The following is a 22,906-nucleotide window of genomic DNA, read 5'->3' as shown; positions in this document are numbered from 1 at the left end:
TGGATTTGTTTCCCCGATAAAATCATTTGTTTCCCTAACCAGGAGCAAAAATCTAAATATTTGTAGTCTAATCTTAAAACTAATCAATATGAAATTCAAATTACTTGTTAATTGGAAACTCAAAGCTTTTTTTATAACATGCCTGTTATTAATTAGCTTTGGTACAATTCAAGCACAAACGATCTCCGTTACCGGAATTGTTACAGGAGACGGGGAGCCACTACCCGGTGTTAGTGTTCTTGTTAAGGGAACATCAAACGGTACTGTAACTGATTTCGATGGTAACTACTCACTAAAAACCGATGCCAACAGCACTTTATTAATTAGCTACATAGGTTTTATTGCACAGGAAGTTCCCTTAAAAGGACAAGCGATTGTAAACGTAGAACTTGTTTCTGACGTTGCAGCATTAGAAGAGGTAGTAGTTATTGGATACGGTACACAGAAAAAAAAGGAAGTAACTGGGGCAGTTGCAAGAATTGAATCTGAAACCTTAATAGAATCTTCTACGGCAGATTTAGGTACTGCATTACAAGGACAAATTGCAGGGGTTACCGTAACTGCTAGTGACGGTCAACCAGGATCTGAATCAAACATTATTATTCGTGGAATAAGCTCCATTGAAGCTAGTAGTTCTCCTTTATATATTGTAGATGGGATTCCTTTTGAAAGTGACCCTAAATTAAGTTTAAGCGAAATTGAAACTATTGATGTTTTAAAAGATGCTGCTTCTGCAGCCATTTACGGAACACGTGGAGCAGCTGGAGTAATCTTAATCACCACCAAAAAAGGTCAAATGGGACAAATGAATATCAATGCGGATAGCTACTATGGTATTCAAAATATTACATCTGGACTTCCTTTGGTAAACTTTGAAGAAGATTTATATGTAAAATTCTTATCTGCCGCTGCTAATAACGGAACACATTATAACAACACTTGGACACCTTTAGAACAAGGAGTGGAACAATTTACAAACAACACAAACTTGTTGGAGGTAATGCAGCAAAACTTTGCTCCTATTCAAAACCACGGATTACGTATTTCTGGAGGAAAAGATGGATTGGCATATAGCATTACAGGAAATTACTTTAGCCAAGATGGTATTATCATTAACTCTGGTTATGAAAGAATTAACGTTAGAGCAAATACTCAATTTTCTAAAGGGAAATGGAAAATTGATACAGGTATGGGATTCCGTATCGAAGAACAACAATATGCGGCTTGGGGATTATTAACAGATGCCTATAAATACCACCCACACCAACAAGAGATTGACCCAAATGCAACTACAGTTCAAACACCAGGAGGTGGAGATCAAAATGAGACAATCAACTTGAGTAACATTTCTACCAAACTTCAACAAACAGATGTAAGAAATGGAGAAAGCTTAAACGCAAACATCACGGCTAATTATAAAATCAATAGTGCCTTTAGGTTTACTACAAGATTTGGTATGGCTTACACAAACAATACACGTGTTCGTATCAATCCTCTTTTTGAAGTATTTAATGAAGATGGAGACCCAGTACCGGTACAGCAAAGATCAGGTGCTTGGAACCAAAGTGATAGATCTGAAAAAGCAACATGGGAAAACTTCATTAACTATAACAAAAGTTTTGGAAGTCATAATGTAAAAGTTTTGGCTTTATATTCTGCTGAAAGATACAACTACACATCATTTTTTGCGAGTAAAAAAGACTTTTTCAGCAATGACATTACCACCCTTGAAGGAGCTTTAAGAGATGCTGATGCTGGAACAGGAAATAAATGGACTCAAGATAAAACGAACACACTACTTGGTGCATTGGTAAGATTCCAATACAATTACAAAGGAAAATACCTGTTAAGCTTAAGTGCAAGACGTGATGGTTCTTCTAGATTTGCTCCAGAAAATAGATACAAAACATTCCCTTCTGTTTCCTTAGGATGGAACGTATCTGATGAAACTTTTTGGCAACCTGCTAAATACATTGTAAACTCATTCAAAGTAAGAGCAAGTCATGGTACCACTGGTAACCAAGGAATTTTAGATTACAGTTACCAACCAACAATTACCTTAAATCAAGATTACGTTTTTGGTCCTGAGCAAGGTGACAACCTTGTTTTGGGTGCAACTCAATTAGCCTATAAGAACAGATTTACGCAATGGGAAACATCTATTCAAGATAATATTGGTATCGACTTCGGTTTTCTTAAAAACCAAATTACTTTAAGTACAGATATCTACAAAACAGTAAAACAAGACATGCTATTCCCTCTATTAGTTCCGCCTACTACAGGGGTTTGGCCAAACGACAAAACCGTTACCTTAAATACGGGTGATATGGAAAATAAAGGTGTAGAAATCGCAATGAACTATCGTCATAAAGGTAAATTCAATTGGAATGTTGGAGTAACATATACCAAAAACAAAAATACGATCACAAAAATGAGCGGTACTAATAAAATCGCTTATCTAGACGGAAGTAATGTAGCAGATAACAATAACGAGGATTTAGTTTCTGTGATTGCTGAAGGCTATGAAGCAGGGGCGTTCTTTTTAGTTAAAACGGATGGAATTATCTCAAGTGCTGAAGAGTTAGCTGACTACCAAGCAAATGTCAATCCAACTGCTAAAATTGGAGATTTAAAAATGATTGACGCGAATGGAGATGGTACAATCAGTATCGATGATCGTCAATATGCTGGAAGTGGAACTCCTGACTATAATATTGGTTTAAACTTCAATGCAAATTATAAAGGTTTTGATTTTTCTATGCAATGGTATGGTTCTTTTGGGGCTGAATTAATGAATGGTAGTGCAGCTTTTGCTTATAAATACGCTACGCATAAAGATTTAGTATATCAATGGACTCCAAACAACACCGCTTCTACTATTCCTGTTAACCGCGGAAGAGATCATGACAACTACAGAGGGTTCACTGATTATTGGTTAGAAGATGGATCTTACATTCGTTTACGTAACGTAAATGTTGGATACACGATACCTAAAAAGGTTACAGAATCAATAGGTGTAACAAAGTTAAGACTTTATGTTGCGGCTCAAAATCCATTGACTTTTACGAAATATACTGGATTTGACCCAGAAATTGGAGGTAACAACCTTGCTACTCGAGGAATTGACAGAGGTAGTTATCCTATCACATCTCAATACAGATTAGGAATTCAATTCGACTTTTAAAATTGAAGAACCTAATGAGAGAAAAAAAAATTAAGAGTAATAAAATATTTTCAACCATGAAAAATACACATATACACAAAATAGCAATTGTCTTGATGGCTATCTTGACGCTTACTGCTTGTAGTGACGATTTTCTTGAACAAGTGAATCCAAATCAACTATCTACTGCAAGTTTTTGGAAAAACAGAAACGATTTAGACATTGGTCTGATCGCTGTCTATAGCTCCCTTAAAAGCGGAAACATTATCCGAATGACAGATGAGAATAACAGAACAGATTTGACATACCCTGGGTTTGGTAGACCTAACCCAACCAACGAGTATTACTTGCAGACATTTAATAACTCTTCTGATGCTCCTAACAGTAAATGGCAATTTCTTTACCAAGGAATTTTTAGAGCAAATCAGGTAATTATTGCTGCTGAACGTCTAAAAGGAACGCATCCAAATGCTACTGAAGAAGCCGCTGCCAACTATATTTTGGCTCAAGCAAGAGGACTAAGAGGATTGTTTTATTTTTACTTGCACAACTCTTTTAACAATGGTTCTGTAGTAATTTTTGACTTCGTTCCTGAAAAAGAATCAGACTTCTTTCAACCTTTAAGTTCAGCTAGTGCTGTGGAGGCATTTTACTTACAAGATTTAGAATTTGCCTACAATAACTTACCAGAATCATGGGACACTGCAAACCTAGGAAGAATTACTTCTGGTGCAGCAGCAGCACTTATCGGTAAAAGTTATTTATATGCAGATAATTATACCGAAGCACAAAACTGGTTTGGAAAAGTAATTAATGAATTCAGCTATAGTTTAACTCCTAACATTGGAAGTAACTTTACTACCATGGATGAGTTCAATTCTGAATCAATCTTGGAAATTGCTTACTCTCTTAACTACAAAGATGAAATTGACCCATATTCTGGAGAACAAATTTCAAGTACAAACAACTTCTTAGTAAGTCCAGTTGGTGGTTGGAGAACCGTAATACCAGCATGTTGGTTAACAATGGCCTATAAACAAGATCCTCTAGATCCTACTGACCTAAGAAATCAAGTAAGTGATGGAGCTGGTGGAACTACTTTAAGAAAATACTCTCTAAGAGCTTCTTATTCTATTGCCTTACCAGATGATGAAGATCTATATTACTATATCGGAGATGTTACTCAAGATGATGGAAGTAAGGTTACGCAAGGATTGACTCCTGCTCAGTCAGCACCTTTCAACAACAAAGAATATGCCTATTTCAGAAAATACACGAACTGGGATTTTGCTGAAAGTGAAAGAACTATTTCTGCAGCGACACCTCGCTCTGGTGTAAATGTTAGATTGATTCGTTTGGCAGATGTTTATTTAATGTACGCAGAATCAATTTTAATGAATGATGGATCTGTGGATGAAGCATTGATTTACGTAAACAGAGTTAGAAAACGTTCTGGGTTACAACTATTAGGTATCGATGGAACAGGAGAATACCCAACTAGTTTACACGATAACATTGTGCATACAACAGGAAAAAACGGAACTCTTATGCAACATTTAGTATACACGGAAAGACCTTTAGAATTATCAATTGAAGGAAATGCTATCAGACATATTGATTTGAGAAGATGGGTTGAGAATGGTACGATAAACAAAACTATGAATGACTACTTCTTAGAACTCTCTCAAAAAGAATACTACGTAACAAACCACACCTATACTACAGCTGAAAACAAACCAGGGACTAAATGGGGAGCAGTATTACAAAATGATGGTGGTGCAGTAGCAGATGAAAACTTTAAAGAATTTCATCTTTCTGCCCAAAACTATATTAAAGAAGCTCACGCTTATTGGCCAATACCAAATAGTGAGATTACGGCAAATCCTAAATTAAATGAATAACCAACAAAAAGGATATTCTATTAATAATTAAAAAACTAATCCAATGAAAAATAAAATATATGCAATTGCTCTAGTTGTTTCTAGTATTTTTACTAGCTGTAACAACAACGACTACGATGCACCCAATTCAAACTCTGATATTGGTTGGTACACTTCTGCCTTAAGACAAACGGAATGGAAAATTGGTATTAACAAATACATGTCTTTTGCAGATTTATCTCAAGGAACAATAGAACATAAATGGACTATCGGTGAAGGAAACTACTTTCTTGAAGGACCAATTCAGCGACAAGATTCTGTTTTTGATCAATTTATTATCAATAGAGGAGCTACGGAAACAACAGACAAAACAATTCATGTATTGTTTAAAAAATCTGGCTTGCAAGAAATTAGACTTTATAATACGTTTAAAGATTCTGTTTCGTTTAGAGGTAATGACACCATACCAGCAGTTCAAATTGGTGACAAGTGGGTAATGGATACTACATTCGTTGTGGATGTTTATGACACCATCGTACCTGCTATTGAAGTAAGACAAGCTGGTGTTTTAGTGCCACACGAAAATCCTTTAGATACTATTTATGTAGAAGCTGGAGACAATATTGAATTTACAGACATTACTACTATTGGACGACCAGACACTTGGAATTGGAATGTAGGTGGTTCTTCAAGTAGTGAACAAGTAGCAACCTTGATTTTCAAAAAACTAGGAAACTGGAAGGGTACCTTAAACCTTAGTAGAACAGCACAAAACACACCTGGTGACTGGGAAAGCTATAAAATTCCAGTTAATTTTAAAGTAATTCCATCATCACAACCATTTATCGTTTCTGGTGATGTTATCGAACTTGAAGATCAAACCATTCAGATCCCGTATAATGGTGAATTTGCACCTTTTACAGATCAAGAGTCTCACTTTACCGTAAATGTAAACGGAACAGCTTTTGCAATTGACGCCGTTACAATCAACGAAAGTGATGCTACAATTTTAGATATCAACCTAGTTGATCCGATCTATGAATCAGATAATATTACGGTATCTTATGATGGAATGGGTGACTTAGAATCAACTGATACAAGAACACCAGATGCTTTCTCAGATTTACCTGTAACTTCATACTTTGTTAATGTATTTGATGTAAATGCTTCAACAATGGAAGATGGTGGTGCTTCTGCTTCATGGGTTCCATCTTGGGAAGATGATACTTTAATAGAAGTTACTACAGACAACCCTTACTCAGGAGACTATAGTTTAAAACTTACTTTTGATGGTGAAGAACGAAACAATGCTGCGGGTTATAGATGTAACCCTATGAGTAACGGAGCTCAATTCACTTTAGAGAACAAAACCTACTTACTAGAATTCATGTTATTCATTGAACCGGGAGGAGATTATCCTAATATCTGGCCTCACTTTATAAATGGACAATGGAAAGGTTGGTGGACAGGTGCTTCAGCTGCCGTTGGTACTTGGACTAAATTCTCATATGAATATGCTCCTGGCGACCTTAAACCTGGATCAGCTATTATGCTTCGTATTCCAGGAGAAGATCCTGCTAAACGAGGAGTTATGTATTTCGATGATTTTGTAATCAAAGAAAAAGACATCAGACCATAACAAACTGAACCAATAGAAAAGCCTGCATCAACTGCAGGCTTTTTTTTATTAAAAACCCTAAAACACACAAAAACAACTAATTAAAAACTAACAAACTCTATAAATAAGTCATTTGTTTCCTCGAAAAAATCATTTCGTTTCCCTTAAATAACACTATTGCAATAATTTTGGACATTATATAACCACAAAAATCTTTATTATGTTTAAAAAATTACTTTTTAGTTTGACATTGATTGTTGTAAGCATGGAGATGTTTTCGCAAACAGCTCCCTTTTCTACCTGGACAACAGAACCTCCTGCAACAATAACTTTAGGTAGCTCATATACTGTTGCAGCCGACTATGACGCTGGTGACGATGGAATGGGACTCGATTATACTGTAGATGCAAAAGTACAATTCGTAATCCTTGAATATAACTCAGAAAATGTAAACCAAGGTTGGAGAGCTGGGAACAGTGACAATTCTGCAGGTGGTGAACATTCTGGAAATGCAACTGTTAATTGGACTATACCTAGTCTTACTCCATCCGCTGATTTAGCCAGTGGTAACTATTATGTTATGGGAATATCTTGGAAAAATTCAAATAATTCGTGGCAAACTTCTACCCACAAACCTATTACTATTGTTTCTCCAGCTGATGTTCTTTCTTGGAACCCTACTAGCCCATCAATAAGTTCTTCAAGTACAATAGATATTGGAATTAGTTATTCTTCAGATAGTGATATTCCAGTAGGGGGAATAAAATTCACGCTTTGGACTATTACAGATCCTTTTTCTGACGTTTGGCATGGGGCTTATTCAAATACCGCAATTCTTCCTTCAGGAGATAATTTAACAACTACAATCTCTATTAATGTACCAGCTGGTTTACAAGACGGAAGTGGCAATATGGTTACCACAGCTGACTTGCCTACACTTGATCCGAATAGCGGTGACGCAAGTTACCCTGGTGCCGGTCTTATATCATACTCATATCAACTAAGAATGATTGCTGTTGACTCAGATGATTTTGAGCCAGCCATTCCGAGCGAAAGCTATCCTATCATTACTGAAACTTTGTCAACGGATAAAACCGAACATAAAAACACAGTAGTATATCCAAACCCTACTGAAGGAGAAGTTTACATTTCTGACTTAAAGGGAGCACAAACTATTACAATAACTGATGTATTAGGAAAAACACTAAAAGTTTTACCAGCAACCACTACTATAAATTTATCAGGAATGAAGGCAGGTGTTTACATCATAGAAACAGACAATGGATTGCAACGAAAAATTGTAAAACAATAAAAAACATACCCAATCTAATACTTCTTAGATTAGGTATATAATTTGACCCTTAATTGACTCTAAGTCACTCTAACTAAAAAGAAAATTCTCATGGAATTAAAAACCCTTAAAAAAATAAGCTTACTTGCAGTTTCCTGTTTAGTATTTGCCTGCGCAAACAAGAAAACACCCGTTGCAAGTAAAACAACCTCAACTCCTAAGTTTGAAGCAAACTGGGAATCTATCAAAAAAAATTACAAAGATCCGGCTTGGTTTAATGAAGCTAAATTTGGAATTTTTATTCACTGGGGTGCTTATAGTGTTCCCGCATATGGTTCTGAATGGTACCCTAGACAAATGTATATGGATACAGCGAATTTCAATGCGCAATTAAATACGGGAACGAAAGGTCCGAGTAGAGAATACTTACATCATAAAAAACACTGGGGTGACCAAAAAAACTTTGGGTACAAAGATTTTATCCCAATGTTTAAAGGAGAAAAATTTAGTGCAAATGAATGGATTAGTCTTTTTCAAAAAGCAGGGGCAAAGTACGTAATTCCAGTTGCAGATCATCATGATGGTTTTGCGATGTATAAGTCTAACACTACTCGATGGAACGCCTATGACATGGGACCAAAAAGAGATGTATTAGGCGAACTTTTTAAAGCAGGTAGAGATAAAGGTATGATCATGGGAGCTTCTTCTCATTTTGCTTTCAACTGGTCTTTCTACAACAAAAAAGCACACTTTGATACAACAGACCCTGAATATGCAGATTTATATTCTTCAAAAGGTACTGACTTAACAGAACCCGTATCTCAAAAATTTAAAGATAGATGGTGGGCTAGAACTAAAGATGTTCTTGACAACTACCAACCAGATATTTTTTGGTTAGATTTTTATGTTGATATTCCAGATTTTGCCGAGTTGCGACCGAAATTAGCAGCATATTATTACAACAAGGGAATTGAATGGGGAAAAGAAGTGGTACTTCAAGACAAAAATTTTTCTCATGAAGCCTTCCCAGAAGGAACTGTTGTATATGACTTAGAACGAGGAAAATTACCTGGCATTAGAAAATTGCCTTGGCAAACAGATACATCTATTGGAAAAAACTCATGGAGCTATGTAACTAATTGGCAATCAAAAACGGCAAATCAACTTATTGATGATCTTGTTGATATTGTGAGTAAGAATGGAAACCTTTTATTAAATGTAGGTCCAAAATCTGATGGAACTATTCCAGAAGATCAACAAAAAATCTTGTTACAAATGGGAGATTGGCTTTCTATCAATGGTGAAGCTATCTACGATACAAAATATTGGAGAACTTTTGGAGAAGGTCCTACGGAAGTAAAAAAAGGACATCATTCTGAAGGAAATAATAAAGACCTTTCTTCAGAAGACATCAGATTTACCTCTAAAGGAAATAAACTTTATGCAATTGCACTTGATTGGCCAGCTAATGGTATCATCAAAATCAAAACATTAGCAAAAACGAATCCTAATGCCAAAGACCTTAATATCTCTAAAGTAAAAGTATTAGGATCTAAAGAAAAAATTAAATGGCATCAAACAAATGAAGGTTTAGAAGTACATATGCCTAAAAATAAGCCTTGTGATTTCGCATATACAATTGCAATATCACTTTAAAATTTTGGTTAATTAGTCTTAAAAAAGTGTGACTCCATGTGAGTTGCGCTTTTTTTTGTAAACACAAACACCCCTATTAATTAGAATCAATGACAACCTATAAAAACAACTATACGACCCTACTAACCATAGGTTTATTATTCATTCACTTTTTTGTCTACTCAAATAATATTTATGTAGCAAAAACAGGTAATGATTCTAATCCTGGAACAGAAGATCTACCCTACCTTACAATTTCAAAAGCGGCAACAGTTGCTGTAGCAGGAGACATTGTTTATATAAAAGCAGGAACTTATGAAGAAACGTTGACCCCTACTAATTCTGGTACTGACGGAAATCCTATTATATTCCAATCTTACCCAGGAGATAAAGTCATAATTTCTGCCATGGAAGCCTTGTCAGGCTGGACACAATCTGAAGGAGCTATATACAAAACCACAATTCCATTCAGTTCACTTTCCCAAGAGAACTTTGTAATGAATGACCAAACTGCTTTGAATTATGCAAGATGGCCTAACAAAACTACTTCCGATCCTTTTGTACTCAACTCAATACGCAATACGGGAGGTAGCGATGGAACCGTGGAAATTGACGCTTATTTAACAGAATCCTCCATCCCTAATATAGACTGGACAGGAGGTGCGGTTTGGTTTTACGGAGACAAACCCGGTTCAGGATGGACAGCATGGAAAAGAACTATTAAAAGTAGCTCAACAGGAAAAGTAACATTTGACCTGACCTTCAATGATTCTGAAGAATGGGTTAGAACTTATCATGCTCCTGCTGACTTGGGAGATTTTTTTCTAGAGGGAGCTAAGGCCGCTCTAGATTATGAAAACGAATGGTATTATGATGAAAATTCTGGAGAACTTTTTGTGCAACTTCCTTCTGGACTTGCTCCTATAGATGGAGAAGTTAAAATGCGCAGAAGACTTGAAACCATCAATCTAAAAGACAAAAAATATATCCATATAAAAAATCTTGCAGTTTTCGGTGGAACAATAAACATGGAAGATTCCTCTACCTGGCACACCAATGGAAACAATAGAACGACAAACAATTTGCTTTATGGTATCAGTTCTTTTTATGGAAATCACACCTTAGGAGTTGCTGAATCTTCAAGATCCGGTAAGGCAAGTATTAGCATGCAAGGTTCCAATAACACGATAGAAAAATGTGAAATTGCCTTTAATGCTGGGGCTGGAATCCAAACAAGAGGAAACAATATAACCATAAAGGACAATTATATTCATGATTTTGATTTTCTTTCCAATTATGATGCTCCTTTAGTAGCTAGAGGAATTGAAAATAGCACTATTATAAACAATACCATTTTTAATGGAGGTAGAGACTGTATTCAATATGCAGGTTCTAATAATGTTGTTTCGTATAATGATGTTTCACAAAGTAATCGCTTAGCAGATGATTGTGCCTTATTCTATACAGTGGGTGCACAACCAAATACAGAAATTCATCATAACTGGTTTCATGATACCAAATCTAGTGGTACTAAATCAAAAGCCGCAGGAATTTATTTAGATAACGATGCTGAAAGTTTTATTGTGCATCATAATGTTGTATGGAATACGGAATGGACAAACATTCAAATCAATTGGAATGGAAAAGACATAGAGATTTACAACAACACTTTATTCAATGGATCAGCTGTTATGGGAGCATGGCATCTTGAAGGTACTGAATTTACAAATGTCAAAGTATGGAATAACCTTGGTGGTGATTCAGAATGGGAACCACAATCCGACCAACAAAACAACATTACTACAACTTCAGCTTCTTTTGTAGACTCTGCAAACGGAAACTTTAATCTAGTAGCAGAATCAGAGGCAATTAATGCTGGAAAACTTATTCCTGGTTATACTGACGGTTTTGTTGGAGAAGCACCAGATGTAGGTGCTTACGAATACAGCGCTACCGAATGGGTAGCCGGAATGACTTGGGATCACAAATACAGTCCTACAGGTCTAGGTTGTTACGGTTTACCTGGTGAAGATTGTGAAAATATTATTGACGAACTAACATGGAACCCTAGACACCCAACTCTCAATGCGAATAATAGTTTAGAAATCCCTTTCACTTACAGTTCTGACACAGAAATAGAACCAGGAGGAATTTTATTTACGTTTTGGGTTGTTCAACCTTCTCCTTGGTGGCACCAATGGAAAGCGCAGTATAAAAACACAACTACACTTCCTATTGGTCATGATGTTCAAACAAGTATGATCATTACCCCTCCAGCGGATGTTAGTACCGATGGCATCATCTGGACAACAGACGAACTTCAAGTGAAAGACATCAATAATTCTGGTGAAACATATAGATATGAATTGAGAATGCTGGCAGGATCTGACACCGATTTTACTCCAACTTTACCTGATCATTCTTATGTAACAGTAGCAGAATCATTATCGATTGATAAAAATTCGGTTGAACAAATAAAAATATACCCAAATCCAACAACGGGAATTATTTTTATTTCCGATATCAAAGATGCCACTTTTATAACAGTTACAAACCTAATTGGAAAACACGTTATGACCCTCCCAATTTCTGATAGAATTGACCTTTCTCATTTACCAAAAGGAATTTATATCCTACGGACCGATAATGGAATTCTGAGAAAAATAATAAAGAACTAATTCACTTAACAATTAGTCACTAGAACAACGGAAAGAGCAGATACATACTATCTGCGCTTTTCTTTTATAAAAAACTTCTCAAATCATCCTCTCATAAAATAAAGACATTTGTTCCCTTATCAACTTCATCTGTTTCCCAACAAAATTGACTTATCCAGTAATTTTGATTGACAAACCTAAACCAACTATTTCATGAGATCAAAATTTAGAGTTCTAATTTTTCTTGTATTTACCTTTTTGCAAAAAAACCAAGCACAAGAATCAAATATCTATATTGATCTAAAATGCCAACGTTTTATTGGAGAGATTTCAGAAATTGACAGAACAAAATTTTTCTCTGTTCATGATACTGGCTCGGATGTTGACCAATCAAAATTTCGATCTGACTATAATGTCACTGGAGGAAGAGGATTTTGGGGAGCCTATTCTTATGCCAAAAGCAAAACTGGTGAAGTTGGCGTATATCCCGATCCGAAACCAGAAAACAACACTATAAAAGCTGTACTCACAAACTATGTAGCTACAGAGCACCCGAGGAGTGCTTTTAAAGATGGACTAAATATTTTTTCAGCTGGAGACTGGGCAGTAGAATATTACAATAATTTTGTGAATACCTCTGGTCGTCAAGAATTTTTTGAAGTAATGAATGAACCTTTTGTACATGCAGATGATTTTTACGAAGGTTGGGACCCTGAAGAAAATCAACGCATCAAAACACAAATGGCTGAATTTTACAATGAAGTAGGTAAAAGCATTCATTCAAAACCTGAATTAAAAAACATGAAAGTTATTGGTTATTCCGCTGCCTGGCCTTCCATGGAATTATGGGATTTTGGTCAATGGAACGACAATATGAAATTATTTATGGATGTCGCGGGCGCTAACATGTATGGCTTTTCAACACATTTATACGATGGGATTAATGTAACCGGTCAAGACAGTAAAAGATCAGGAAGTAATTCTGAAGCGATTTTAGATATCATAGAAAACTATAGCATGCTAAAATGGAATAAAATCAAACCTCATGCTATTACAGAATATGGAGCTATAGAAAAAGGATATGGAGATAACTATAGTGATTTAGCGAGTGTTCAAACAGTTGCATCTATCAATCATATTTTATTAAACCTTTTAGATAGAGAGGACAGAATTTGCAATTCCATACCCTTTATAACAGGAAAAGCCACTTGGCATATCAATGCTGACAACAACTACCAACCCTATGGTGCAGTACTTTGGAAACCAACTAACATTGGGGTTCCTGTTGACCAAATTGAAGGATGGGAATATACGCCTAGAGTTCTATTCTATGAATTGTGGAAAAATGTTGAAGGTAAAAGAGTTTTGATAAAAAGTGACAACCCAGATATTCAATGTCATGCTTTTGTAAAAGATAGTAAAATGTACGTTGCCTTGAATAACCTGGATGATCATGAACAAAAAATTAATTTAAATTTTCTTTCCAGTCTACCTCTCTTGGAATCAGTACTTGTAAAGGATTTAATCATATATCCAAAACAAGCCCATATTTACAACAGTACAACCTTGAATACAAGTCCATCTGAAATCAACCTTATAAAAGATGAATTTGTTATGTTAGAATATACCTTTAAAGAAAATATTGAATTTAACAACACTGTAAAAACCTCCAATTATTACGCATCAAATTATCTTGAACCAATCCTTACAAACACAGAAATAAGCTACACTTATAACAATATCATCAAAGGAAGTGGATTTGCAAATCTTAGAATGAGTATTGGAAGGAAACATGATGTTACCAAACAACCTCTTGTTAAAATTAACGGAGTACAGGTGGATGTTCCTAGTAACTACAAAGGATATGATCAATCAGATAGAGATGATTTTTTTGGAATGATAGAAATCCCATTTTCAGTCAACCTTTTAAATGAAAACGACAATACTGTATCTGTTACCTTTCCAGATAACGGCGGACATATAAGTTCCATGATTCTTGCTACCGACATTTATGATAAAGAAATTGGTGTCATGAGTGTTAAAACAATCTCAAATCCTTGTCCTGATACTCAAGAAGGTATTATTAAGTTTCATCCAATATTTTCTGATCATTATATCGCTAGAGTTTATAAGGAAGGTTATGATGAGACCTTCACCTTCAGTGAAAATTTTAATGTTGAAAACCTAAGCAATGGAATTTACAATATAGATCTTACAGCTACACAAAACGAAAATTACCACGAAACCTTAAAAGTTGTGATTACCTCTCCGAGCATTTTGAAGGTTTCTAGCAAAATCAACGAAATAAAAAAGACAACGACACTTAAGCTAAAGGGAGATGATATTTTTGAAATCACACACAATCAGAATACTTTTAAGACTTCCTCAAAAACCATTGAAATTCCATTAAAAAACGGCACCAATTCCATCTCTGTAAAAGCAAATAAAGATTGTCAAGGCATCTATCAAAAAGAAATTTTTATAGGAAATGAAATTACAGGATACCCAAATCCTTTACAAAACTCCTACACCATTGATTTCGGACAAGACCCTAGTTCAACAGGGCAATTAAACATATATAACGCTGTTGGAAAAATTGTTTTATCAAAACAATTAACAATCCTCAATAATATCGCTCAAATTGATACCTCCCAATTTCCAAATGGAATTTATCATATACATGTGGCAACTGAACAAAAACATAAAACACTCACAATTCATAAAACCAAATAATTTAGATATTCAAATTTAAACCCAATGATCAAGCTAAAACAATTTATTTTCCTCGCACTCCTACTGCTACATTTTCACATATCAGCTAGGGATATATATGTTGCCAAAACAGGTAACGACAATAACACTGGTACTGAAACCAATCCATATTTAACCATTACCAAAGCAGCCAATATGGCGGTCGCTGGGGATATTGTTTATATAAAAGAAGGTACCTATGAAGAAACCTTAACCCCAGCAAATTCAGGTTCTTCGGGAAATCCAATAATTTTCCAATCGTACCCGGGAGACCGAGTAATTATTTCTGCAATGCAAGCTTTGGAGGGTTGGACGCAAGATTCGGGTTCCATTTATAAAACAACTATCCCGTTCAATACATTAGGTCAAGAAAATTTTGTCATGTACAATGAAACTGCCTGTGATTTAGCAAGGTGGCCAAACAAAGTAGATGATAATCCTTTCAATTTGGCAACGAAAAGGAATACCAGTGGTAGTGGTTCAAGTATTATCGTAGGCGCCTACCTAGAATCCATTGAAATCCCGAATATTGATTGGACAGGGGGAACCGTATTTTTCTATGGAGACAAACCAGGTTCTGGCTGGATCGCATGGAAAGAGACTATCTTAAGTTCATCCTCCGGGAGGGTGAATTTTACATTGGATAAAAACCCAAGTTGGATCAGAACTTTTCATGCTCCTGCTGACAAGGGTGATTTTTATCTAGAAGGAGTAAAACAAGCCTTAGACTATAAAAATGAATGGTATTTTGACAACACCTCTAAAGAATTATTTCTACAAATCCCATCCGGAGCGGCTCCAGAAGATGGTGCAGTTAAAATGAGAAAAAGAATCAAAACCATTGATCTTGACAGAAAAAGCTATATCCAAATTAAAAACCTAGCCGTTTTTGGAGGAAGCATCACTTTAGATCAAAGCACCTCTACCAATAATTTACTCTATGGTGTTTCTTCTTTTTATGGAAATCATACTCTTGGTGTTTTTAGAGGTTTTAATGCAAACAAACCTAGCGTTCGAGTAAATGGATCTAACAATAAAATCGAACGATGTGAAATTGCATTCAGTGCTGCTACAGGGATCTACATCGATGGTAAAAATAATGAAGTTCTAGATTCTAGAATCCATGATTTTAACTACCTCGGTTCTTATGATGCTCCTTTAGTGGCAAGAGGTGGTGAAGACAATACTTTTATCAACAATACCATATTTAATGGAGGTAGAGATGGAATTAACTATAATGGAAAAAATTGTGAATTTGCCTATAATGACATTTCCCGTAGTAATTTAATTGCAGATGACTGTGCTTTATTCTATACCGTTGGTGCACAATACACCACTGAAATACATCATAACTGGTTTCATGATGTAGCCTCTAGTGGTTCAAAAAAGAAAGCGGCAGGAGTATATTTAGACAATGACGCTGAGGGATTTAACGTACATCATAATGTTATTTGGAATACCGAATGGACCGGTGTACAAATGAATTGGGATTGTAAAAACATCAATATTTATAACAATACACTTTGGAATAATGAAGGAGGAGTTATGGGAGCTTGGCATAAAGAAGGAACTGCTTTTAGTGATATAAATGTCTGGAATAATATTGCAAGCGATGACAAATGGGAACCCCAATCTGACAAACAAAACAACCTTACTACTACATCAGATTCTTTTCAAAATGTATCCACTGGTAACTTCAATTTAACTGCTGGTTCGGACGCTATCGACTCTGGAAAAGTAATTGCGGGCTACACAGATGGTTTTAACGGAGCAGCGCCAGATATTGGAGCATATGAATTTGGGGCAACACAATGGGTTGCCGGAATCACTTGGAACTACAAACTAAGTCCAAATGGCCTAGGTTGTTATGGTTTACCTGGTGAAGATTGTTTGACATACCCTAAAGATGATCAAGACAAAGATGGAGTTGGTGATGCAAATGATATCTGTCCTGATACTCCTTTTGGAACACCTGTTAACACAGAAGGTTGTCCGGTATTCACCTTAGAAACCAATAATTTTAAAATTTTAACTACCGGTGAATCTTGTAGTGGTGCCTCTGATGGTAACATATCTATTATTGCAAATGAAAACCTTCCCTATATCGCAACAATTGAGGAGTCTAATAAAACAAATGAATTTACAACTACAACCTCTTTTTCAGATTTAACATCTGGAAACTATGTTGTAAAAATCACAATAAAAAACAATGATAGTTTTGTTCAATACTTTACTCTAAACGTTACCGAACCTTCAAATTTATTTGTCAAATCAAATATTTCTAAAAACAAGAAAACAGTAAACTTAGAACTTTCTGGAGGCGAACTTTATAGAATTCAAGTTAATGAAACCACATATATGACCGATCAAGATGAATTTGAAATTGAATTATCCGCTCCGTCTAACAAAATTTTGGTTTCTACAAATAAAGATTGTCAAGGAACTTATGAAGAAATCATCTCTGCTGCTGACCCACAACTTTTCGTATCAAATCCAGTAGACGAAATACTTTCAATTACCACCATAAATTTTACAGATCCTAAGGTAACTTATCAGGTATATACTACCACAGGACAAATTATAAAATCTGGACAAACAGAACTCTTAGATACTATGATCTTAATTGATTTTTCAGACATACCCTCTGGAATATATCTGATCAATATTATTTCTCAAAATCATAAAATACAATCTAAAATTATTAAAAAATGATCTTTACAAAGAAATTTACATACCTCTTATTAATTACATGTATCCTACAGAGTTGCTCTTCAGGTTCTGAAGATATTGATACTGGAGGAGGTGATTCAGCTAACAAGACACCTACTTTAATATTCCCTTTAAATGAATCAGAATGTTTTGAGGGAACCATTATCTCAGACTCTAAAAGTGAAGTTCTATTTGAATGGAACGGTACCGAATCTGCCACAAGTTATATATTCACTTTAACAAACTTAAATACGAATAAAGAAACGGGAATGTCTGTTACCGAAACTAGTAAAAAAATGACATTGGAAAGAGGTGTACCTTACTCATGGTATGTAATAGCCATAGGAGAAAGATTTTCGGATCAAACTAAAAGTTTTGAATGGAAATTTTACAATGCTGGAATTGGAACTCAAAACTACGCTCCTTTTCCTGCAGAAGCTCTCTATCCAACCATGGGAAGTAGAACTCCTACCAACTTTAACTTGACTTGGAATACTAGTGATTTGGATGGAGACAATTTAAGCTATGAAATATTTCTAGGGACAAACGCAACACCAACAACTTCCATAGGAATGGTAACACTAAATGAATATTGGATTAGCTCTCTTGCAAGTGACACTGTATATTATTGGAAAATAATTACCACGGACGATTTTGGGAACCAATCAACTTCTCCCGTTTTTGATTTCCGAACAGAATAAAACGAAATCAATTTCTTCATAAAAATGCCTAGAATTGAATTCTAGGCATTTTTTATTTCTCAATAAATCACCAAGCAACTCTCATTTCTTTTTTAGAATCAAAACATACTTTCACGGAATTATTTACTCTTTTGACGGATCCAACCTTTGACAGTCAACTGTTGGTAAATAGCTCACCAGATTTTCTTTAAGAAAAAGCATCTTACTTTTATCAAACAATGGTTGCCCTGAAAAAAAAATGAAATAAATAATCATCATGTATCATCTTTTCAATCTCTCAAAATCAAACACAAAACAATTTGACAAGTATAAATCAACTTATTACCAACCAATTAAAAAACCTGTCTAGTTATTATGCAGTTTAAAATCCCGAGATTTACTGATATTGTTATTATTTTGTCAATCAAACAAAACCACTAATTACATGAAACAATTTAGCTTAAAACAATTAAAAATTTTTAGTCTATTTTTTGTTCTGTCTTCTCATCTAGTTTTTTCACAAGAGAAAACAATAGAATTAAACGGAACAATTACAGATGAAACGGCATTGACACTACCATATGTTGCCATAGGGATTTCAAATAAAAACATTGGTACATCAAGTAACGAAGATGGTGAATTTAATCTTCGTATATCGGATGCAGAATTAAATGATACTTTATTTGTCTCTTATCTTGGATTCAACACCTATAAAACATTAGTATCAGACTTCATAGCTTCAGAAAATAAAACAATCATTTTAACAGAAAATGTTGTATCTCTTGAAGACATTGTATTACTCCCAGCCAAAGATTATGTGCTCAATGCTATGAAAAATCTAAAGGCAAATACACTTAGCTCTTTACACCAAACAGATTTCTTGTACAGAAGAGCTGCCACCGAGGGAGGAAGAGCCAAATTTTTTGTAGAAAACTACATCAAGGTGAAAGATAGAGGACCTGCTTATTGGATGGGAACCATAGAAGTAAGTGAAATTAGAAAATCTGCAGATTACCGAATATGGAAAAGACAGCAATGGAGGCATTCCATTACTAGTATGTTTGAAGTGAACCCATTTGTTCCTAATGATTCTCAACATAGAAGAAACTTGAAAAAATTCGAATGGAAAAAAACAGGTGATTCGTCTTATGAAGGAGAAGATGTTGTGATATTAACAGGTAGAAATCCAAAAAAACAGTGGGAGAAAATAATCCTCTATATTGGTTTGGACTCTTATAAAGTGTACAGGATTGAAAGAGGAAGTGCCTTATATATTTACAAAAAACATAAAAGTGGGAGACTTTATTTGAGTTATTATCACAACGAATGGAAATTCCCTAAAGATCAAATTCCTGAAAAATATTGGGGAACACCTGCTGAACATGTTCACTACCGTTTAGAAGCTTTTGCTTACAAAGTAGAAACGAATAAGAAAAAAATAGACGTTACAGCTTTTGGTATAGAAAAAGACATGGGATCAATTGAATTGCCTTATCATGCTAATTTCTGGTCAGGTTTAAGTACACCTCCAGAAACAAAATTCTATCAAAAAATTAAAACAGAACTTGAAGGATTATATGGTGTACCCATCCAAACACAATTTAATTTATCCAATAAGTAATATCCAGCTAGAAAAACAAAAGCCCTATTCATAAGAGAATAGGGCTTTTTTTATTGAATTAACTTCTATATTTATTTTACTGCTTCTACGTTTATAATTACTGAACTGATAAACCCACCTGTATCCTCAAAAGTAAAATCAATGGTATTACTCCCCTCTTTCAGATATTTTATCGGAAGAGGAATCTGTATAACTCCAAAAAAATCATCTCTTGGTAATTGATCATATCCTCCCCAATTGGAAGGCACCTCAACAGGTTTACCGTTAAACAGCACTTTCGGTTGTTTGCTAAGATTATGTGTTCTGGAAATCCCCATTTTTAAATAGGCTCTTCCTTTTTTAGCAGATTTCACATTTTCAATTTCAAATGAAATTGGCTGCTTTGCTTTTATCTCTTGAAGATATTTTTTACCATAATAATTATCCTCATGTAACGCTCTTGAAAACTCGTGCTTTTCAACATCACACTCAAGAATAACCGTTTCCCCTACTTTTAAATCTAGTTCACCCACAGCCGAAACATTTGTGAAATAAACTAATTTTGGAGTCCCCGTAGCACCAATATAAAGTCTCCTAAGAGTAATGTTTTTAATCCCTTTTTGACAGTTATTTAAAAAATCTAACTGAATATTTTCTTGCTTCTGAGAAAGATTATTAATCGCTATATAAGCCTTTCCTTCTTTTAAAAAGGCATTTGTTTGAATATCTGGATTATTCGAGTACATCTCTACCCTTTTCCCAGCCACATCTTTCCATAACTCATAAAATTTTTTCATATGAGTATATTTATAACTTCCATCTTTCATTTTTCTCAATAACACCCATGGATACGGATTCCCGTCAGGGTTTCTTGGATCGTTATAGAAAAAACTCGCCTTTCCTGTTATAAAAGGAATTGCCTTTAATAACCTATCTGGTTTATCCATCAAAGACATCATAATATTGTTATATGAAACCAAACAAATTCCATCCAACTCAGCCGAATATGGTTTTCCTTGCAATCCTTTAGCTGTATACCCATATTCTGATATTAAATGCGGTTTTATGACCCCCCATTTTTTATAGCTGTAGGCCTCAATAAGATCTAAAATCGCTTCAGAATTACTACCAGATCTATAACTAAACCCGCCTGACACATTTCGACCATCATAAATATGTGTTGCAAAAAAGTCCATACTTTCACCAGCTTCATCCATAAAAACCTTCATTCTAGTATTCCAATGCCAAAAATTATTTTTTGACATTTCTGGCCAAGCAGCACTGTAACCACCAACTAAAACATCCGGCACTTCTTTATGCATTTTATCCGCTACGATTTTATGAAATTTGGACATTTCAACAATAACACCTTCCGTTTTATCCCAAGAGTCTACATAATCTTTAGAATGTACAAAAGGCTCATTCATAACCTCATAATATTTCGGCAATAAAGGAAAAGCATTTTTAAAATAAATTGCATTATAAGAAGCTATCTTTTCATAATCTTTATTTAATTGAAAAGCTTGACTAGGATGATCGGTTACAATCAAATCTTTAGTCTTTTGGGTATTATACATTGGCGCCCCTAAATAATGCGACCGTGATTTTTTTGCAACAAGGTTGGCATCACTTAAACTAGGTTCTTCGTTTTTATTTTTACCGAAAGGCCTTGGTCCACCAAAGGTTCTCCCAAATTCAATTCCCAAATGCTCAAATAAATACTCCTCCTCTGAGGCCAGCCCCCAATCAGTATAAGATGCATGCAATGAGAAATATTTCTCTCTATTCAATTCACTTTCCGATCCAATAAATTTTTGTGTATTCAAATCAATGGAAACTTTATTAATCTGAGCGATACCTACATAGCAAAAAAGCACTGCAACATGTAAAAATTGTCTTTTCATTTTCTAAAATTTCACAAATTTATAATAGTCTTTATCACTCGTAATTACAAAATAAGGTCCCTGCACAAGGTTTTCTACCAACACTTGATTTGTTTGAGCCACTTCTGTAATTATGCTTCCCTGCAGATTTACAATTCGAATATATTTATAAGAATTTTTGCCTGGAAGCGTAAGAATTTTAGACTGTTTGTTTAAAGAAATCTGAATACTCTTAGCATTGATTTCTTTCATGGTCAATTTTTCTTCAGGCTTTTTAAAAGATACATTTCCAATTTCAACTACCGAGGTTTTTTTGCTAATAAAATCCTCTTCTGTTCCGTAATTTAATTGAAATTTATAATCTTTTGCCGCTGCTTGTAAAGGCATAGAAACCTGAACCTCTTTTGTTCCTTTTCCTTTATTTAAATCAAATTTCTTTGAAGTCCCTAGCCATTTATTCCCCTTCCAAACAGAAACTTGAATTGCTCCTGCTTCAGGAAAATTATACTCTATATTAAAATTATATGCTTCTTTGGTTTCATAAACCGTTTCCGTATCCAGGGAAAAAGAAGCTGACATTGGTTTTACTACCGGATTCTTTACTATTTCTATATTACTCACAGAACCTCCTGCCATGGCAGTTTGCCAACCGCCACCACTTTCTCTCATCGAAAGCACTATCCTATAATTTTTTCCAACAACAAATCCTTCCTTGGGTGTTACACTGACATCAATAAGTCCGCGTCCTTTTTTAACTTTTACCACACTCCCAGACCAAGATTTATTCGGCCCTCCGGATATATCCAAAGCAATATCTCTATTTTCCGTAGCCACATAACCTACAGAGAAACTAAAAAACGCTGCGTTCTGGATTTTGGAGGAAACTGGCTTGATAAAAAACACTTTATCAACCGCTTGAGCATTATTTGTATTCGAGTACAACAAACAAAACACAAAAAATAACAATAGTTTCGTATGTTTTCTTAATCTCATTACCATTTACTCTTTTAATATTTTTATTTTGTTTTGATATTTTAAT

12 protein-coding genes are annotated in these 22,906 nt (G+C 34.9%); 10 read left to right on the top strand and 2 right to left on the bottom strand.

Annotated elements, in window-relative coordinates:
• Positions 1-88: 88 nt before the first annotated feature.
• The 10 genes from AC2DGP_RS11480 (at position 89) to AC2DGP_RS11435 (ending at position 20,005) form a co-directional block, all read left to right on the top strand.
• Positions 89-3,184, top strand: coding sequence for a SusC/RagA family TonB-linked outer membrane protein (locus AC2DGP_RS11480; RefSeq protein WP_484490206.1), 3,096 nt, complete (start codon positions 89-91; stop codon positions 3,182-3,184).
• Positions 3,185-3,240: 56 nt separating this feature from the next.
• Positions 3,241-5,064 (top strand): RagB/SusD family nutrient uptake outer membrane protein, encoded by a 1,824-nt coding sequence (locus tag AC2DGP_RS11475; protein WP_484490205.1) that lies wholly within the window; start codon positions 3,241-3,243, stop codon positions 5,062-5,064.
• Positions 5,065-5,107: 43 nt separating this feature from the next.
• Positions 5,108-6,682: a hypothetical protein gene (locus AC2DGP_RS11470; RefSeq protein WP_484490204.1), complete on the top strand. Its 1,575-nt coding sequence runs from the start codon at positions 5,108-5,110 to the stop codon at positions 6,680-6,682.
• Positions 6,683-6,881: 199 nt separating this feature from the next.
• Positions 6,882-7,973 (top strand): T9SS type A sorting domain-containing protein, encoded by a 1,092-nt coding sequence (locus AC2DGP_RS11465; protein WP_484490203.1) that lies wholly within the window; start codon positions 6,882-6,884, stop codon positions 7,971-7,973.
• Between the two features lie 90 nt (positions 7,974-8,063).
• Complete coding sequence (locus tag AC2DGP_RS11460; protein ID WP_484490202.1) at positions 8,064-9,608, top strand: alpha-L-fucosidase; 1,545 nt, start codon at positions 8,064-8,066, stop codon at positions 9,606-9,608.
• 89 nt (positions 9,609-9,697) lie between these two features.
• Positions 9,698-12,265 (top strand): right-handed parallel beta-helix repeat-containing protein, encoded by a 2,568-nt coding sequence (locus AC2DGP_RS11455; protein ID WP_484490201.1) that lies wholly within the window; start codon positions 9,698-9,700, stop codon positions 12,263-12,265.
• A 192-nt stretch (positions 12,266-12,457) separates the two neighbouring features.
• Positions 12,458-14,977, top strand: coding sequence for a T9SS type A sorting domain-containing protein (locus AC2DGP_RS11450; protein WP_484490200.1), 2,520 nt, complete (start codon positions 12,458-12,460; stop codon positions 14,975-14,977).
• A gap of 24 nt (positions 14,978-15,001) precedes the next feature.
• Positions 15,002-17,707: a T9SS type A sorting domain-containing protein gene (locus AC2DGP_RS11445; RefSeq protein WP_484490199.1), complete on the top strand. Its 2,706-nt coding sequence runs from the start codon at positions 15,002-15,004 to the stop codon at positions 17,705-17,707.
• Positions 17,704-18,405 (top strand): hypothetical protein, encoded by a 702-nt coding sequence (locus tag AC2DGP_RS11440; protein WP_484490198.1) that lies wholly within the window; start codon positions 17,704-17,706, stop codon positions 18,403-18,405. The genes AC2DGP_RS11445 and AC2DGP_RS11440 overlap by 4 nt, the downstream gene beginning before the upstream one ends.
• 424 nt (positions 18,406-18,829) lie before the next feature.
• Positions 18,830-20,005, top strand: a complete 1,176-nt coding sequence (locus AC2DGP_RS11435; RefSeq protein WP_484490197.1) for a carboxypeptidase-like regulatory domain-containing protein — start codon at positions 18,830-18,832, stop codon at positions 20,003-20,005.
• 71 nt (positions 20,006-20,076) lie between these two features.
• Here the strand turns inward: AC2DGP_RS11435 and AC2DGP_RS11430 are convergent, their stop codons facing one another.
• Positions 20,077-21,888, bottom strand: coding sequence for a beta-agarase (locus AC2DGP_RS11430; RefSeq protein ID WP_484490196.1), 1,812 nt, complete (start codon positions 21,886-21,888; stop codon positions 20,077-20,079).
• Positions 21,889-21,891: 3 nt separating this feature from the next.
• On the bottom strand, positions 21,892-22,860 hold the full coding sequence (locus AC2DGP_RS11425) for a hypothetical protein (RefSeq protein WP_484490195.1): 969 nt from the start codon (positions 22,858-22,860) through the stop codon (positions 21,892-21,894).
• Positions 22,861-22,906 lie beyond the last annotated feature (46 nt).

It is taken from the genome of Flavicella sp. IMCC45537 (assembly GCF_057197705.1).
Note: the sequence above shows the minus strand (reverse complement) of the source record. Positions and strands in the feature narration are given on the sequence as shown.

Excerpts from the sequence above, each read along its gene's own strand:
- AC2DGP_RS11480 (WP_484490206.1), top strand. The coding sequence starts at position 89 with ATGAAATTCAAATTACTTGTTAATTGGAAACTCAAAGCTTTTTTTATA.
- AC2DGP_RS11475 (WP_484490205.1), top strand. The coding sequence starts at position 3,241 with ATGAAAAATACACATATACACAAAATAGCAATTGTCTTGATGGCTATC.
- AC2DGP_RS11470 (WP_484490204.1), top strand. The coding sequence starts at position 5,108 with ATGAAAAATAAAATATATGCAATTGCTCTAGTTGTTTCTAGTATTTTT.
- AC2DGP_RS11465 (WP_484490203.1), top strand. The coding sequence starts at position 6,882 with ATGTTTAAAAAATTACTTTTTAGTTTGACATTGATTGTTGTAAGCATG.
- AC2DGP_RS11460 (WP_484490202.1), top strand. The coding sequence starts at position 8,064 with ATGGAATTAAAAACCCTTAAAAAAATAAGCTTACTTGCAGTTTCCTGT.
- AC2DGP_RS11455 (WP_484490201.1), top strand. The coding sequence starts at position 9,698 with ATGACAACCTATAAAAACAACTATACGACCCTACTAACCATAGGTTTA.
- AC2DGP_RS11450 (WP_484490200.1), top strand. The coding sequence starts at position 12,458 with ATGAGATCAAAATTTAGAGTTCTAATTTTTCTTGTATTTACCTTTTTG.
- AC2DGP_RS11445 (WP_484490199.1), top strand. The coding sequence starts at position 15,002 with ATGATCAAGCTAAAACAATTTATTTTCCTCGCACTCCTACTGCTACAT.
- AC2DGP_RS11440 (WP_484490198.1), top strand. The coding sequence starts at position 17,704 with ATGATCTTTACAAAGAAATTTACATACCTCTTATTAATTACATGTATC.
- AC2DGP_RS11435 (WP_484490197.1), top strand. The coding sequence starts at position 18,830 with ATGAAACAATTTAGCTTAAAACAATTAAAAATTTTTAGTCTATTTTTT.
- AC2DGP_RS11430 (WP_484490196.1), bottom strand. The coding sequence starts at position 21,888 with ATGAAAAGACAATTTTTACATGTTGCAGTGCTTTTTTGCTATGTAGGT.
- AC2DGP_RS11425 (WP_484490195.1), bottom strand. The coding sequence starts at position 22,860 with ATGAGATTAAGAAAACATACGAAACTATTGTTATTTTTTGTGTTTTGT.